The 14995-nt window shown below is 54.1% G+C and carries 14 protein-coding genes; 6 read left to right on the plus strand and 8 right to left on the minus strand.

Features of this window, described 5'->3' with window-relative positions; all coding sequences use genetic code 11:
* Nucleotides 1-80: 80 nt before the first annotated feature.
* The 3 genes from C3D30_RS06250 to C3D30_RS06260 are packed head-to-tail and all read right to left on the minus strand — an operon-like array spanning nucleotide 81 to nucleotide 3036.
* On the minus strand, nucleotides 81-1037 hold the full coding sequence (locus C3D30_RS06250; RefSeq protein ID WP_000045487.1) for a lysylphosphatidylglycerol synthase domain-containing protein: 957 nt from the start codon (nucleotides 1035-1037) through the stop codon (nucleotides 81-83).
* Nucleotides 1037-2278: a cardiolipin synthase ClsB gene (gene clsB / locus C3D30_RS06255; protein WP_000650352.1), complete on the minus strand. Its 1242-nt coding sequence runs from the start codon at nucleotides 2276-2278 to the stop codon at nucleotides 1037-1039. Before clsB ends, C3D30_RS06250 begins: the two co-directional genes overlap by 1 nt.
* Nucleotides 2275-3036, minus strand: coding sequence for an endonuclease/exonuclease/phosphatase family protein (locus tag C3D30_RS06260; RefSeq protein WP_001113360.1), 762 nt, complete (start codon nucleotides 3034-3036; stop codon nucleotides 2275-2277). The genes clsB and C3D30_RS06260 overlap by 4 nt, the downstream gene beginning before the upstream one ends.
* A gap of 132 nt (nucleotides 3037-3168) precedes the next feature.
* Between C3D30_RS06260 and C3D30_RS06265 the strand changes: the two genes are divergently transcribed.
* Entirely contained in the window at nucleotides 3169-3579 is a 411-nt protein-coding gene (locus tag C3D30_RS06265) for a YbhQ family protein (protein WP_000871987.1), read from the plus strand.
* Here the strand turns inward: C3D30_RS06265 and C3D30_RS06270 are convergent.
* The 5 genes from C3D30_RS06270 to cecR are packed head-to-tail and all read right to left on the minus strand — an operon-like array spanning nucleotide 3541 to nucleotide 9182.
* Nucleotides 3541-4647 (minus strand): ABC transporter permease, encoded by a 1107-nt coding sequence (locus C3D30_RS06270; RefSeq protein ID WP_000469029.1) that lies wholly within the window; start codon nucleotides 4645-4647, stop codon nucleotides 3541-3543. The genes C3D30_RS06265 and C3D30_RS06270 overlap by 39 nt on opposite strands.
* Nucleotides 4648-4657: 10 nt before the next feature.
* Nucleotides 4658-5791, minus strand: coding sequence for an ABC transporter permease (locus C3D30_RS06275; protein ID WP_000070111.1), 1134 nt, complete (start codon nucleotides 5789-5791; stop codon nucleotides 4658-4660).
* Complete coding sequence (locus C3D30_RS06280) at nucleotides 5784-7520, minus strand: ATP-binding cassette domain-containing protein (RefSeq protein ID WP_010351232.1); 1737 nt, start codon at nucleotides 7518-7520, stop codon at nucleotides 5784-5786. Before C3D30_RS06280 ends, C3D30_RS06275 begins: the two co-directional genes overlap by 8 nt.
* On the minus strand, nucleotides 7513-8508 hold the full coding sequence (gene hlyD / locus C3D30_RS06285; RefSeq protein WP_016159031.1) for a secretion protein HlyD: 996 nt from the start codon (nucleotides 8506-8508) through the stop codon (nucleotides 7513-7515). The genes C3D30_RS06280 and hlyD overlap by 8 nt, the downstream gene beginning before the upstream one ends.
* A 2-nt stretch (nucleotides 8509-8510) precedes the next feature.
* A complete protein-coding gene (gene cecR / locus C3D30_RS06290; protein ID WP_010351229.1) occupies nucleotides 8511-9182 on the minus strand; it encodes a DNA-binding transcriptional regulator CecR in 672 nt (223 codons plus the stop codon).
* Between the two features lie 228 nt (nucleotides 9183-9410).
* Here cecR and rhlE point away from each other — a divergent pair, with 228 nt between their 5' ends.
* The 5 genes from rhlE (at nucleotide 9411) to ybiB (ending at nucleotide 14964) form a co-directional block, all read left to right on the plus strand.
* Nucleotides 9411-10775, plus strand: coding sequence for an ATP-dependent RNA helicase RhlE (gene rhlE, locus C3D30_RS06295; RefSeq protein ID WP_016159029.1), 1365 nt, complete (start codon nucleotides 9411-9413; stop codon nucleotides 10773-10775).
* Between the two features lie 156 nt (nucleotides 10776-10931).
* Nucleotides 10932-11372 (plus strand): antitoxin PaaA2 family protein, encoded by a 441-nt coding sequence (locus C3D30_RS06300; protein ID WP_105286608.1) that lies wholly within the window; start codon nucleotides 10932-10934, stop codon nucleotides 11370-11372.
* Nucleotides 11372-11653, plus strand: coding sequence for a type II toxin-antitoxin system RelE/ParE family toxin (locus C3D30_RS06305; RefSeq protein WP_105286609.1), 282 nt, complete (start codon nucleotides 11372-11374; stop codon nucleotides 11651-11653). Before C3D30_RS06300 ends, C3D30_RS06305 begins: the two co-directional genes overlap by 1 nt.
* Before the next feature lie 170 nt (nucleotides 11654-11823).
* A complete protein-coding gene (dinG, locus tag C3D30_RS06315; RefSeq protein ID WP_105286610.1) occupies nucleotides 11824-13974 on the plus strand; it encodes an ATP-dependent DNA helicase DinG in 2151 nt (716 codons plus the stop codon).
* Between the two features lie 27 nt (nucleotides 13975-14001).
* The gene (ybiB, locus tag C3D30_RS06320) at nucleotides 14002-14964 is read left to right on the plus strand and encodes a DNA-binding protein YbiB (protein WP_105286611.1); all 963 of its coding nucleotides are present in this window, start codon (nucleotides 14002-14004) and stop codon (nucleotides 14962-14964) included.
* Nucleotides 14965-14995: the final 31 nt, after the last annotated feature.

Here is a 14995-nt window from a genome sequence, read left to right on the forward strand (position 1 = left end):
TAAGGCGTTCACGCCGCATCCGCCATGAACAAATAGCACGTTGCTAACAATCTGCACAAACCAAAGAACTTAACTAAACATCACATCGCCGCTTCATTTTTCGCCCGTAGCTTCTTCGCCTGGCTTTCCAGCAACAGGTAACAGATCAGCGCCAGCAGCAGCGGGATAAAGTAGTACAGGACACGGTAAGCGAGCAGGGCGGCGATAATCGTTCCTTTTGATGTATGTTCCCCTGCCAGTAGCGCGATAAACACCGCTTCCAGTACGCCAATACCCGCTGGAATATGCACAATGACGCCGGCAATACTGCTAACCAGCAACACGCCCAGTACAAAGAAATAGTTCACGTTTTGACCAAGTAACAGCCAGATAATCGCTCCCATAACCATCCAGTTAACGCTGGAAATCAGCATCTGGGCGAGGGCGAATTTCCATGAAGGTAGCACCAGCTTTTGCCCTTTGATGGTCATATGACGGTGTTTAGCGAAGGCGCAAAACCATAAATAGACTGCAATTATCAGCAGCAAACCAATGCCGAGAATACGCAGCGTGGTTTGATCGATATACCAGTGATCCGGCAGTTCCACCACGCCCACGGTAAAAATAATCCCGGCGAGCAAAATATAGCCCAGCCAGTTGGTGGTAATACTCAGCGAGAAAATCCGTGTAATAGTGCTACCCGGTAATCCCAGGCGGGAGTAAAGACGATAACGCATACCAATGCCGCCGACCCAGGTACTGAGCGTCAGGTTGAAGGCGTAGCAGATAAATGACACCAGCATCACCTGGCGCTTCGCCAGTTTATGACCGCAGTAGAAGCGGGCTAGCAGGTCATAACAGCCGTAAATCAGATAGCTGACGACCACCAGCCCAACCGCACTGAGCAGTGCAACGCGATTGTAGTCGCGGATGACCTTCCAGACCTCTTCCCAGTCTACCTTTTTGGCGTAGACCACCAGCAACACAATCACCGCGATAAAAAACAGCCAGGTGAGGATCTTCTTTGCCCGGCGCCAGCGTGGATGCGATTTACTCATCAGGGTTTTACCCCCGTGTTTTCTGTTTCTACCCGATCCTGAGTTTCCATTGCCGGCTGCGCGGGCGGATCAACTTGCGCCAGACGTGGCGTATGCGCCGGAAGCCAGCCAACCAGCGCCGGAAAATGGCGTAGAAAGTGGAATGCCAGCACGCTTTTAGTCAGGTTCCACCAGGTGCGTTTTGGCAGCATGGTTTCATCTACCTGCTGGCAGTCAGCGGCGATGATGCCATTCAGATTGTCGCGTAACGTCTGGTTAAAATTACGATCGTGGATGATAACGTTTGCTTCAAGATTCAGCGACAAACTGAGCGGATCGAGATTACTGGAGCCCACCGTCGCCCAGTGATCGTCCATCAATGCCACTTTGCCGTGGAGTGGGCGGCGGCGATATTCAAATACCTGAACGCCGCCTTTAACCAGATAGTTATACAGCAAGCGCGCGCCGACTCTGACAATAGGCATATCCGGTTCACCCTGAATGATCAGTTTGATCCGCACCCCACGCCGTGCCGCTTTACGCAAGGCGTGTAAAAATCGATAGCCGGGGAAGAAGTAGGCGTTGGCGATAATCACTTCTCGCCGCGCCTGAGTGAGCATTTTCAGATAGTGGCGTTCAATATCGCTGCGATGTTCTTCGTTATCGCGCCAGACCAGCAATACCTGCGCTTCTCCCGGCTGGCGGTTCTCTTCTGCCTTGTGATGACGTCGCCACCAGCGCCGTGCCGCGCTTTGTCCGGGCAGGTTTTCCAGTTCAAATTGCAGAATATCTTCCACAATTGGCCCCTCCAGGCGCACCGCGTAATCCTGTTTGGCCTCTGGACCGTAGCTGGACATATGCTCGGCGGAGTAATTCAGCCCGCCAATAAAGGCGATGCGTGCGTCGATCACCACAATTTTGCGATGCATCCGGCGAAACACATTGGTGCGCATACCGAACAGGCGAGGGCGGGGATCGTAATAACGAAACACCACGCCAGCCGCCGTCAGCTCATTGACAAACTCATCGCTGAGATCCGGCGAACCGTAGCCATCCAGCAAGACTTCCGCTTTAACCCCGCGTCTCGCAGCGTCCAGCAATGCTGCGTGTAATTGTTTACCGACGTCATCCTCGAACCAGATAAACGTTTCAAGAATAATGCGTTCTTGCGCCTCGCCAATCGCTTTAAATACAGCGGGATAATATTGCTCGCCGTTCTCCAGCAACTGGATCTTATTGCCTTCGCGCCAGCTACATTTCATAAATGAATCTCCGCACTCAAAGGGGCATGATCAGAAAGATGTCGCCAGGTGCGCAGCGGTAGCGAGGTTGGCGCGCTGGCGCTGGCATTTTTGACATAGATCCTGTCCAGACGTAGTAGAGGAAATTGCACCGGAAACGTGCGCGCCGGGCGTCCGTGGGCGCGGGTAAATATCTCATCCAGCCCGGCCTGTACTTTTAAGGGATGATTGGCTTTTTGCCGCCAGTCGTTGAAATCACCCGCCACTAAAACGGGTTCGTCTGGCGGAAGCTGGTTCACCCATTCGGCGAGCATCGCAAGCTGCGCCTGACGGTGCGCCTCACGCAGGCCAAGATGCACGCACATCACATGAATCGCTTTCCCGGTCACCGGTGGCACAATGCGGCAATACAGTACGCCACGTTTTTCCGCCCCATCGACAGAAACATCACGATTTTCATAATGTTCAATGGGATAGCGTGACAGCACCGCGTTTCCGTGATGCCCTTCTGGATACACAGCATTGCGACCGTAGGCAAAATCGCTCCACATGGTGTCGGCAAGAAACTCGTAGTGCGAGGTATCGGGCCAGTTTTCCACATGCAGTGGATGAACTTCGTGCGCGCCCATCACTTCCTGCAGGCAAACAATATCGGCGCTGACGGTGCGCACGGCGTCGCGAAGTTCCGGCAAAATGAAGCGTCGGTTAAACGCGGTAAAGCCTTTGTGAATATTGATGGTGAGTACCTTGAACGAAAATTGTTGTGTTTGATCGGGCATAATTTTCCTGTCTTTGCCTCTTATCTCATTGAAATAGTGTAGTCGGCGTCACAAAAAGGTGCGGTCTTACGGAATTTTCCGTAAAGTTCGGTACTCTGAGTTAGTAGAGATAAATTCTTCAGGAGAGAAGCCATGAAGTGGCAACAACGTGTTCGTGTCGCAACTGGCCTAAGTTGCTGGCAGATTATGTTGCATTTACTGGTAGTGGCGCTGCTGGTGGTGGGCTGGATGAGTAAAACTCTGGTTCACGTCGGCGTGGGATTGTGCGTGCTGTATTGCGTAACGGTAGTGATGATGCTGGTGTTTCAGCGCCACCCCGAACAACGCTGGCGCGAGGTGGCAGACGTACTGGAAGAGCTGACCACCACCTGGTATTTTGGCGCAGCGCTGATTGTGCTGTGGCTGTTGTCCCGCGTACTGGAAAACAACTATTTGCTGGCAATTGCAGGGCTGGCGATCCTTGCCGGCCCGGCGGTGGTGTCGTTACTGGCGAAAGATAAAAAGTTACATCACCTTGCGTCTAAACATCGCGTACGCCGCTGATCCTGTCGTGGCCGTTATCACCAGTAGCGGCCACAAACTGTTCCACACAATATCCAGACTCGCATCCTTCAAATAAATCTGCTTGGTAATGTCCGTAAAGTGGCGGATAGGGTTAATCCACGTCAGGTTTTGCAGCCACACCGGCATGTTCTCTACCGGCGAAACGTAACCGGAAAGCAGAATGGCGGGCATCATAAAGACGAATACCCCGATAAACGCCTGCTGTTGCGTTGCACAGAGTGATGAAATCAGCAGACCGAATCCCACCAGTGACAAACCGTAAATCACCATCGTGAAATAGAACAGCGCCAGCGATCCGGCGAAGGGGATTTGATACGCCCAGATACCAATCGCCAGCACAATGGTGGCCTGGAACGTGGCGACAATTAACGCCGGTACGGCTTTACCGATGAATATCTGCCAGGTGGTGAGGGGCGAAACCAGTAGCTGATCGAGCGTTCCCTGTTCGCGTTCGCGGGCGACAGAAAGTGAAGTGACGATCATCACGCCGATAGTGGTGATCATGGCGATCAACGATGGCACCACAAACCATTTGTAGTCGAGGTTTGGGTTATACCAGTTGCGTACCACCAGTTCGCTGTTGTTGGGCTTCGGCTTTCCTTCCAGCAGCTCCTGCTGATAGTTTTTGACGATCTGTTGCAGGTAGTTGGCGGCGATTTGCGCACTGTTGGAGTTACGCCCGTCGAGAATTAACTGCAACGGCGCGGTCTGGAACGTATCCAGTTTGCGTGAGAAGTCTGCCGGGAAACGCACCAGCAGTAGCGCCTTTTGCGTGTCGATGGTTGGGCGGATCTCCTGCGGACTTTTCAGCAACAGCACATGGGTAAAGGCGCTGGCACGGGCAAAACGTTGGGTCAGCTCCACCGAATGCTCGCCGTTATCTTCATCGTAGATAGCGATGGTGGCGTTGGTCACTTCCAGCGTGGCGGCAAACGGGAACAGGATCACCTGAATAAGCACGGGTAAAATCAGAATCGCCCGCGTTTGCGGTTCGCGCAGCAGCGACTGCAACTCTTTGCGGATTAACGTCCATAAGCGATGAAACATGCTCTTCTCCCTAATCCAGCCGACGTTTGGTTTTCAGCCACGTCAGGCCGATAAACATCACCGCCGAAGCGATCAAAAACAGCACGTTTACCACCAGCACCACTGGAATATTCCCGGCGAGGAACAGGCTTTGCAGGGTGCTGACGAAATAACGAGCGGGAATAATGTACGTCACCGCGCGGATCACCGCTGGCATACTGTCGATCTGAAAAATAAAGCCGGAAAGCATAATCGACGGCAGGAACGCGGCGTTCAGGGCGACCTGAGCGGCATTGAACTGGTTGCGGGTAATCGTGGAAATCAGCAGCCCCATCCCCAGGGTACTGAGTAAAAACAGGCTGGAGATAAAAAACAGAATCAGCAGCGAACCGCGATAGGGCACGCCGAGAATAAACACCGACACCAGCATACAGAGCAGCATCGCCAGCATACCGAGGAAGTAATAGGGGATCAGCTTACACAACAGCAGTTCCGTGCGGGTAATCTCCGTAGAGAGCAAAGCCTCCATAGTGCCGCGTTCCCATTCTCGCGCCACCACCAGCGAGGTGAGGATCGCGCCGATAACCGTCATGATAATGGTTACCGCACCGGGGATAATAAAGTGCTGGCTTATCGCCGCCGGGTTAAACCAGTAGCGTGTCTGGACGTCGATAAGCGGTTCAAACGTCTGCCCATTGTCCTCTGCCCGCTGCATTTGCCAGATCTGCCAGATCCCTTCGACATACCCCTGCACAAAGTTAGCGGTATTCGGCTCACTGCCGTCGGTGATCACCTGAATCGGTGCGGTGGCGTTGGCGCGCTCCATCTGTTCGGCGAAATCTACGGGAATAACCACCAGACCGCGAATTTTCCCCGCCTGCATTTTGGCGATCAGTTCCTGACGGTTATCGCTGATGGTGGCGTCGATGTAGGGCGAGCCGGTCATGGTGTGGGTGAAATCCAGCGCCGCTTCGCTACGTTGCTCCAGCAAAATCCCGACCCGCAGCTTACTGGAGTCGAGGTTAATGCCGTAACCAAAAATAAACAGCAGCAACAGCGGGATCACCACCGCAATCAGCCAGCTACTTGGATCGCGAATGATCTGCCGCGTCTCTTTGACGCACAGCGCCCGCACACGACGCCAGGAAAGGATCGGATTACTCATTGCCATGCTCCTTATCCCAGTTGTGGATCAACTGAATAAAAGCCTGCTCCATGGTGGGGTCGGGTTGCTCATCGTTAGCCGACTGCGCTTTCAAATCGTCCGGCGTACCGCTGGCAATCAGCTTCCCGCGATACACCAGCCCGATGCGGTCGCAATATTCCGCTTCATCCATAAAGTGGGTGGTAACCATCACCGTAACGCCTTTCTCAACCATGCTGTTGATATGTAACCAAAATTCACGGCGGGTGAGGGGATCAACGCCGGAAGTCGGTTCATCAAGAAACAGAATGTCCGGTTCGTGCATTAGCGAGCAGGCCAGCGCCAGCCGCTGTTTAAAACCCAACGGCAGTTCATCGGTGGCATGTGAGGCGATACTTTTCAGGCCGAACGCCTCGCTCATACGGGAGATTTTTTCGTTCTGCGCCCGACCGCGTAAACCATACACACCAGAAAAAAAGCGTAAATTCTGTTCGACCGTCAGGTTGCCGTAGAGCGAAAATTTTTGTGCCATATAGCCGAGATGCTGGCGCGCTTTACCGGAACTCTCTTTCAGATCCATCCCCAGCACCAGCGCCTGACCAGAGGTCGGCACCAGCAAGCCACACATCATCTTAAAGGTGGTTGATTTCCCCGCGCCGTTTGGCCCGAGCAAACCAAAGATTTCACCGCGTTTGACGGCAAAATTCACATGATCGGTGGCGGCAAAATCACCAAATTTCTTGGTCAGCTCTTTCGCTTCGATCACCGTCTCGCCGGGTGTGCCTTCTACCGTATGTAATATTGCGCCTAGCGGCGATTCCGAGGTTCCGGCACCACCCAGCAAATCAATAAACGCATCTTCAAAACGCGGCGTAGTTTCGTTGATGTTGATTTCCGGCATCCCGTCGGCATGGCGAATATCGTCTGGTGTGGCCTCTTTTTTGAGGATCAGGCGCACGGATTTCCCCTGAATCATCCCGTCGCTGACCTGTGGCAGTTTCAATGCCCGTTGCAGCAATTTGCGGTTGCCCTCGTGCGGGCTGGTCATCAGAAAACTGCGTCCGGCCATGGTTTGTGTCAGGGCTTTTGGTTCTCCCTGATACAGCAACTCGCCTTCGTTCATCAATAACACGTCACGGCACTGCTCGGCTTCGTCGAGATACGAGGTGCTCCAGAGGATTAACATCCCTTCGCCTGCCAGCTCATGCACCATCTGCCACAGTTCGCGCCGTGAGATAGGGTCAACGCCGACGCCGGGTTCATCGAGCAGTAACACTTTCGGCGCGCCCACCAGGGTACAGGCCAGCCCGAGTTTTTGCTTCATCCCGCCAGAGAGCTTGCCCGCCAGGCGTCCGGTAAACGGGCCAAGAGACGTAAACTCCAGCAGGCGAGCAAAAGTCTGCTTACGTGCTTCACCGGTGACGCTGCGCAAATCCGCGTACAGATTGAGGTTCTCCATCACCGTGAGATCTTCATACAGACCGAATTTCTGCGGCATATAGCCAAGCACTGCGTGCAGCGCAGCGTCGTTTTTGATCGGATCAAAGCCAATCACCGTGGCACTGCCGCTGTCGGGTTTCAGTAATCCCGCCAGCATCCGCATCAGCGTGGTTTTGCCCGCGCCATCCGGCCCCACCAGCCCCGTCACATAACCGGCATGAATGGTGCAGTCGAGCGGCGCGACGGCGGGCTTGTCCATGCCCGGAAAGCGTTTTTCCAGGCCGTTCAGCGTGATAACGGCATCATTCATGTCCTGCCTCGTCACCGAATTGCACCGTCACTGGCATTCCCTGGCGTAACGCATCATCGGCGTCGGTCACCACAATACGCAGGCGATAAACGAGGTCGGTACGCAGATCCGGCGTTTCGACGGTTTTCGGGGTAAATTCAGCGGTTGGCGAAACGAAACCAATCTGCCCGTGATAGGGCTTGTCCGGGCGACCATCGGTATAGAGCAGCACTTTGCGCCCCGGCTGCGCCTGGTCAAGATTACGTTCATCAACATAAGCGCGCACCCACACCGGACGCGTCAGCGAGACGGTAAACACCGTGCCGCCTTCATTGAGCACCGTGCCAGGCTCTACTGCGCGGGTTAATAGCGTGCCATCAGACGGTGCGACCAGCGTCGAATCCTGCAAATTCAGCTCCGCCTGCGCCAGTTGCGCCTGTGCCTGTTCGAGGCTGGCTTTCGCCTGGGCGATATCCTGTTCACGGTTACCGGAACGGTACTGACGTAATTTATCCTGAGCTGATTTCAGCGTTGCCTGCGCCTGGTCGCGCGAGGAGCGGGCATTTTCCAGGTCATTTGCCGAAATGGTGCGGCTTTTCCACAACCCTTGCTGGCGGTTATAGAAGTTCTGCGCATAGTCATATGCGGCTTGTGCCTGTTTCACCGCTGCGGCGGCCTGAGCGATTTCTTCGTCGCGATACCCGGCAAGCATCAGGTCATACTGCGCCTGCGCCACTGAAACGCCCGCTTTCGCCTGCATCAGGGCAATCTCATACGGCTTATGATCCAGTTCGCCCAGCACCTGGCCCGCTTTGATCGCATCACCTTCGTCTACCGCCAGCGACTCAACGCGACCACCGACACGGAAGCTCAGATTCACCGTACGAATATCCACGTTGCCATACAGTGTCAGGCCGTTATCCTGGCGGCTTTGATACCACCAGTAGCCTCCGGCAACCACGGCGGCAAGCACCACTACCGCCAGTCCAGTCACGACAGTTTTTTTCATCACTACAAACTCCTTTGCGATAATCCTTGCAAAATCAGGTCGATATGACAGGTTACCGTCTGGTTGATCAGTTCGGTCTTTTCTTCATCGAACGCGCTCCAGCCGGTGCGTAACAGAATCGTTTCTTTACCAAGACGAAACGCCAGAATCTCGCCAAGTAATGCATGGGTATGGAGGATCATGCGGGTATCGTTGGCATCACAACCGGTCCAGGCGGCGATCAGACGCGTAAGATGGCTGTGTAGCGGGCTAATCACCTGTTCATGCACCAGATGGTAGGCCGCCGTAGGAGAGAGCTGCTCACGGGAGATAAACTTGCTGAGGTTGACAGTGTCATCCTGGGTGAGCAGTTGAATCATGTTCCTGCAGGCGCGAAGGATCAGTTCGCGGATGGCTGCGCGATCCGGCTGTGGTTGCGCGAATAAGCGTTCGGCTTCCTCGGCGTGCGGACGGAACTGTTCGCCAATAAAATCGGCAATCCACTGGGCGCAGGCGAGGTATAAATCTTCTTTCGAACCGAAGTAATAGGTAATAGCAGCGATATTCTGCCCGGCCTGGGCGGCAATATCGCGGGTGGTGGCGTTCATTCCATACTCACCAAACTGCGCCAGTGCAGCGGCAATCAGCTGCTTTTTCGCCTGTTCACCTTTGGTTGTCATGGCAGGACTATTCATAGCACAGCCCATTCTTAATCAAATGATTGATTAAGATTATGACTCATTTTTCGCGTTGTCCAGTATGGCTAAGAATTTGAGCAACGCCAGTCACAGGGATAATTTATGCGCTGCGTCACAAAAACTGCTACACTCCGCTCCCTCATGACATTGTGGTTTTTGTCATTTTCCTTTTCAGTATCTCCCTGAAAACTACACCGGTAACGGTCGGGGCGGTTCGGAGTAGTTATGTCTTTCGATTCTTTGGGTTTAAGCCCTGATATCCTGCGCGCCGTTGCCGAGCAAGGTTACCGTGAACCCACCCCTATTCAGCAGCAGGCGATCCCTGCGGTGCTGGAAGGCCGCGACCTGATGGCCAGTGCCCAGACCGGCACGGGCAAAACAGCGGGCTTTACGTTACCGCTGTTGCAACACCTGATTTCCCGAGAGCCGCACGCCAAAGGGCGTCGTCCGGTGCGCGCGTTGATCCTCACCCCGACCCGCGAACTGGCGGCGCAGATTGGTGAAAACGTCCGTGATTACAGCAAATACCTGAACATTCGTTCGCTGGTGGTGTTTGGTGGCGTCAGCATTAACCCGCAGATGATGAAGCTGCGTGGCGGTGTTGATGTGCTGGTGGCAACGCCGGGGCGTTTGCTGGATCTGGAACACCAGAACGCGGTGAAACTGGATCAGATAGAGATCCTCGTCCTTGATGAAGCTGACCGTATGCTCGATATGGGCTTTATCCACGATATTCGTCGTGTGTTAACAAAACTGCCAGCGAAGCGCCAGAACCTGCTGTTCTCCGCGACTTTCTCTGACGAGATTAAAGCTCTGGCAGAAAAACTGCTGCATAACCCGCTGGAAATCGAAGTGGCACGCCGCAATACCGCCTCTGAGCAAGTGACCCAGCACGTTCACTTTGTCGATAAGAAACGCAAACGGGAATTGCTGTCACACATGATTGGTAAAGGTAACTGGCAGCAGGTGCTGGTGTTTACTCGAACCAAACATGGCGCTAACCATCTGGCTGAACAATTAAATAAAGATGGCATTCGCAGTGCGGCGATCCACGGTAATAAATCGCAAGGTGCGCGTACCCGTGCGCTGGCCGATTTTAAATCGGGCGATATTCGCGTGCTGGTGGCGACCGACATCGCCGCGCGTGGCCTGGATATCGAAGAGTTGCCACACGTCGTCAACTATGAGCTGCCAAACGTACCGGAAGATTATGTCCACCGTATCGGGCGTACCGGTCGTGCCGCCGCCACCGGCGAAGCGTTATCGCTGGTGTGTGTTGATGAACACAAACTGCTGCGTGATATCGAAAAACTGCTGAAAAAAGAGATCCCACGCATTGCGATTCCGGGCTATGAGCCGGACCCGTCAATCAAAGCCGAACCGATCCAGAATGGTCGCCAGCAACGCAGTGGCGGCGGTCGTGGGCAGGGTGGTGGTCGCGCTCAACAGCAGCCACGCCGCGCTGAAGGTGGTGCGAAGTCTGGTAACGCGAAACCCGCAGAAAAACCGTCTCGTCGTCTCGGCGATGCCAAACCGGCAGGCGAACAACAACGTCGCCGCCGTCCGCGTAAACCTGCCGCTGCGCAGTAATCTTTTATGCCGGGCTATGCCCGGCATCTTCGCAATAAATCTCTTTCTACCGCAATCTTGCCCTGGGCGATTTATAATCAATGTGCTGCAATTTATTATTAATTGCGCTATCTTTAATTATAAATTGCATGTCGTATACAAAGAGGTCAGCGCATTATGGCACCAGAAACGATCGATCACTCAACCTTACATAAACTGGTTGAATCTGGCGTAGTGGATGCAGCACACGTTATTGGCACCCAGGGAGGCTGGTCGTTGACCGTGAAATACGGGCACACTGAACGGCCTCTTGCAGCACAACGCAGTCGGCAAATTCGCTTGTTTAAACGACTGGAAACGGTTGTCAACTACCTGAAAGATGTTGGTATTGCCCGGTTTGAAGTCGACGCCTCTAATTACGACCCGAACGGTCAGAAGAAAACCACCCGACCAGACAGGGTAGAGGCATTAAAACGTGCTCATGAAGCTGCCGCGTATGATGCCTGGTTTCGTGAACAGGTGCAGGCCGCCATTGACGACCCACGCCCGGCGCTCTCTCATGAAGAGGCCAAAAGTCTATTTGCTGCCCGTAAAAAAGCATTGTTGAAGGGGGATTAATGCGTCTGGAATGGAAGCCAATGTCCCTGTCTGACAGGGAGCAAATCATGGAATACATCAGTAAAGATAATCCACAAGCGGCAATTGCCCTTGATAATCAATTTGAAACTATTGCGGAACAGGCTTGTGAACGCCCGGAGATGTATCGGGCCGGACGAGTCGCTGGCACTCATGAGGCCGTTGTCAGACCGCATTATGTGCTTGTTTATCAAGTGGAGGGCGATACGCTCTCGGTACTGCGTGTTTTGCATACCGCCCTGCAATGGCCGCCAGCGGAATAGGCCTGTGTGCATAGTCTTTTGCTGCGCAATGATGTTTCTTCTGCTGCGGGAAAACCCCACATCCGGAAAACGTCTTTGCGAGCAGCTTTCCAGAAACAGAAAAACCATTACCCCTGAAAACCGAAAAATGCCACAATATTGGCTGTTTATACAGTGTTTCAGGTTTTCTCATGGCATTAACCGCCGCGCTTAAAGCGCAAATTGCCGCCTGGTATAAGGCGCTTCAGGAACAGATCCCCGACTTTATTCCCCGTGCGCCGCAGCGGCAGATGATTGCGGACGTCGCCAAAACGCTGGCCGGAGAAGAAGGGCGGCATCTGGCGATTGAAGCGCCCACCGGCGTTGGGAAAACGCTCTCCTATTTGATTCCTGGCATTGCGATTGCCCGCGAAGAGCAAAAAACGCTGGTGGTCAGTACCGCCAACGTGGCATTGCAGGATCAGATCTACAGCAAAGATTTACCTTTGTTGAAAAAGATCATTCCCGATCTTAAATTCACCGCCGCTTTCGGGCGTGGGCGCTACGTTTGCCCGCGTAACCTGACGGCGCTTGCCAGCACTGAACCCACGCAACAGGATCTGCTCGCTTTTCTTGACGACGAACTGACGCCTAATAATCAGGAAGAGCAAAAACGCTGTGCAAAGCTGAAGGGCGATCTCGACACTTATAAATGGGATGGCCTGCGCGATCATACGGATATTGCTATTGATGACGATCTCTGGCGACGGCTGAGTACCGACAAAGCCAGCTGCCTCAACCGCAACTGTTACTACTACCGCGAATGCCCGTTTTTTGTTGCCCGTCGGGAGATTCAGGAAGCAGAAGTGGTGGTGGCAAACCATGCGCTGGTTATGGCGGCGATGGAAAGCGAAGCTGTATTGCCAGACCCGAAAAACTTGCTGCTGGTGCTGGATGAAGGGCATCACCTGCCGGACGTGGCGCGGGATGCGCTGGAGATGAGCGCCGAAATCACCGCGCCCTGGTATCGGCTCCAACTGGACTTGTTCACCAAACTGGTCGCCACCTGCATGGAGCAGTTTCGCCCGAAGACGATCCCACCGCTGGCAATCCCTGAACGTTTGAATGCGCATTGTGAAGAGTTGTATGAGCTTATCGCCTCTTTAAACAACATTCTCAATCTCTATATGCCTGCCGGGCAGGAGGCTGAGCACCGGTTTGCGATGGGCGAACTGCCTGATGAAGTGCTGGAGATCTGCCAGCGGCTGGCAAAACTGACCGAGATGCTGCGTGGCCTGGCAGAACTGTTCCTCAACGATTTAAGCGAGAAAACCGGCAGCCACGATATTGTGCGTCTGCATCGGTTGATTTTGCAGATGAACCGCGCGCTGGGGATGTTTGAGGCGCAAAGCAAACTCTGGCGGCTGGCCTCGCTGGCGCAATCTTCCGGTGCGCCAGTGACCAAATGGGCGACGCGGGAAGAGCGTGACGGGCAGCTACATCTCTGGTTTCACTGCGTGGGGATCCGCGTCAGCGATCAGCTGGAAAGGCTGCTGTGGCGCAGCATTCCGCACATTATTGTCACCTCCGCAACCTTGCGTTCGCTGAACAGTTTTTCGCGTTTGCAGGAGATGAGCGGGCTAAAAGAGAAAGCAGGCGACCGCTTTGTGGCGCTGGATTCACCGTTCAACCACTGCGAGCAGGGCAAAATTGTTATTCCCCGGATGCGCTTTGAGCCTTCCATCGACAACGAAGAGCAGCACATTGCTGAAATGGCGGCCTTTTTCCGTGAGCAGGTGGAGAGCAAAAAGCATCTCGGCATGTTGGTGCTGTTTGCCAGCGGACGGGCGATGCAGCGGTTTCTCGACTATGTGACGGATTTACGTCTGATGCTGTTAGTGCAGGGCGATCAGCCGCGCTACCGCTTAGTTGAACTGCATCGCAAACGCGTCGCTAACGGTGAGCGCAGCGTGCTGGTGGGCCTACAGTCATTCGCCGAAGGCCTTGATCTGAAAGGCGATCTGCTCAGTCAGGTGCATATCCATAAAATCGCCTTTCCGCCTATCGACAGTCCGGTGGTGATCACCGAAGGCGAATGGCTAAAAAGTCTTAATCGCTACCCGTTTGAGGTGCAAAGTCTGCCAAGTGCTTCGTTTAATCTGATTCAGCAGGTTGGGCGACTGATTCGAAGCCACAGTTGCTGGGGGGAAGTGGTTATCTACGACAAACGCTTGTTGACCAAAAATTATGGCAAGCGACTACTGGATGCATTACCGGTATTTCCAATAGAGCAACCGGAAGTCCCTGAAGGTATAGTTAAAAAGAAAGAAAAAGCGAAATCCCCACGCCGTCGGCGGCGTTAATGATGTGAGTCAGGTAAGGAGTCGTAAATGGACTATCGCAAAATCATTAAAGAGATCGGGCGCGGGAAAAACCACGCACGCGATCTGGACCAGGATACGGCGCGCGGTCTGTATGCCCATATGCTCAATGGCGAAGTGCCTGACCTTGAGTTGGGTGGCATATTGATTGCACTGCGTATCAAAGGGGAAGGGGAAGCAGAGATGCTCGGCTTTTACGAAGCCATGCAAAATCACACCATCAAGCTGACGCCCCCCGTCGGCAAGCCGATGCCGATTGTCATCCCCAGTTACAACGGCGCGCGTAAACAGGCCAACCTGACACCGTTGCTGGCGATTCTGCTGCATAAACTCGGTTTTCCGGTGGTCGTTCACGGCGTTAGTGAAGATCCGACTCGCGTGCTGACCGAAACCATTTTTCAACTGATGGGGATTGCGCCAACGCTACATGCCGGACAAGCACAGGCGAAGCTTGACGAGCACCAGCCGGTATTTATGCCCGTAGGCGCGTTTTGCCCGCCGCTGGAAAAACAACTGGCGATGCGCTGGCGGATGGGCGTGCGCAACAGTGCGCATACCCTGGCGAAACTGGCGACACCGTTTGCCGAAGGTGAGGCACTGCGTCTTTCCAGCGTCTCGCATCCGGAATACATCGGGCGAGTCGCGAAGTTCTTTAGCGATATCGGCGGACGGGCGCTGTTAATGCACGGCACTGAGGGCGAAGTCTATGCTAATCCGCAACGCTGCCCGCAAATAAATCTTATTGACCGCGAAGGGATGCGGGTGCTGTATGAAAAACAGGACACTGCTGGCAACGAGCTACTGCCACAAGCAAAAGACCCGGAAACCACGGCGAAGTGGATTGAACGTTGCCTGGCTGGCAGCGAACCAATTCCCGAGTCACTGAACATCCAGATGGCTTGCTGTCTGGCGGCGGCGGGCGAAGTGGCAACCATTAGCGATGGTCTGGCGCGCATTAAGCAATCATTTTAATTTCTTCCTCAGCCGGATGATGAGTGTCATC

The organism is Escherichia sp. MOD1-EC5433 (assembly GCF_002966005.1).
GTDB classification, from domain to species: domain Bacteria; phylum Pseudomonadota; class Gammaproteobacteria; order Enterobacterales; family Enterobacteriaceae; genus Escherichia; species Escherichia ruysiae.

What these genes read in the sequence shown, in the direction of transcription:
- C3D30_RS06250 (WP_000045487.1), bottom strand. Translation starts at nt 1,037, where the DNA reads ATGAGTAAATCGCATCCACGCTGGCGCCGGGCAAAGAAGATCCTCACC.
- clsB (WP_000650352.1), bottom strand. Translation starts at nt 2,278, where the DNA reads ATGAAATGTAGCTGGCGCGAAGGCAATAAGATCCAGTTGCTGGAGAAC.
- C3D30_RS06260 (WP_001113360.1), bottom strand. Translation starts at nt 3,036, where the DNA reads ATGCCCGATCAAACACAACAATTTTCGTTCAAGGTACTCACCATCAAT.
- C3D30_RS06265 (WP_000871987.1), top strand. Translation starts at nt 3,169, where the DNA reads ATGAAGTGGCAACAACGTGTTCGTGTCGCAACTGGCCTAAGTTGCTGG.
- C3D30_RS06270 (WP_000469029.1), bottom strand. Translation starts at nt 4,647, where the DNA reads ATGTTTCATCGCTTATGGACGTTAATCCGCAAAGAGTTGCAGTCGCTG.
- C3D30_RS06275 (WP_000070111.1), bottom strand. Translation starts at nt 5,791, where the DNA reads ATGAGTAATCCGATCCTTTCCTGGCGTCGTGTGCGGGCGCTGTGCGTC.
- C3D30_RS06280 (WP_010351232.1), bottom strand. Translation starts at nt 7,520, where the DNA reads ATGAATGATGCCGTTATCACGCTGAACGGCCTGGAAAAACGCTTTCCG.
- hlyD (WP_016159031.1), bottom strand. Translation starts at nt 8,508, where the DNA reads ATGAAAAAAACTGTCGTGACTGGACTGGCGGTAGTGGTGCTTGCCGCC.
- cecR (WP_010351229.1), bottom strand. Translation starts at nt 9,182, where the DNA reads ATGAATAGTCCTGCCATGACAACCAAAGGTGAACAGGCGAAAAAGCAG.
- rhlE (WP_016159029.1), top strand. Translation starts at nt 9,411, where the DNA reads ATGTCTTTCGATTCTTTGGGTTTAAGCCCTGATATCCTGCGCGCCGTT.
- C3D30_RS06300 (WP_105286608.1), top strand. Translation starts at nt 10,932, where the DNA reads ATGGCACCAGAAACGATCGATCACTCAACCTTACATAAACTGGTTGAA.
- C3D30_RS06305 (WP_105286609.1), top strand. Translation starts at nt 11,372, where the DNA reads ATGCGTCTGGAATGGAAGCCAATGTCCCTGTCTGACAGGGAGCAAATC.
- dinG (WP_105286610.1), top strand. Translation starts at nt 11,824, where the DNA reads ATGGCATTAACCGCCGCGCTTAAAGCGCAAATTGCCGCCTGGTATAAG.
- ybiB (WP_105286611.1), top strand. Translation starts at nt 14,002, where the DNA reads ATGGACTATCGCAAAATCATTAAAGAGATCGGGCGCGGGAAAAACCAC.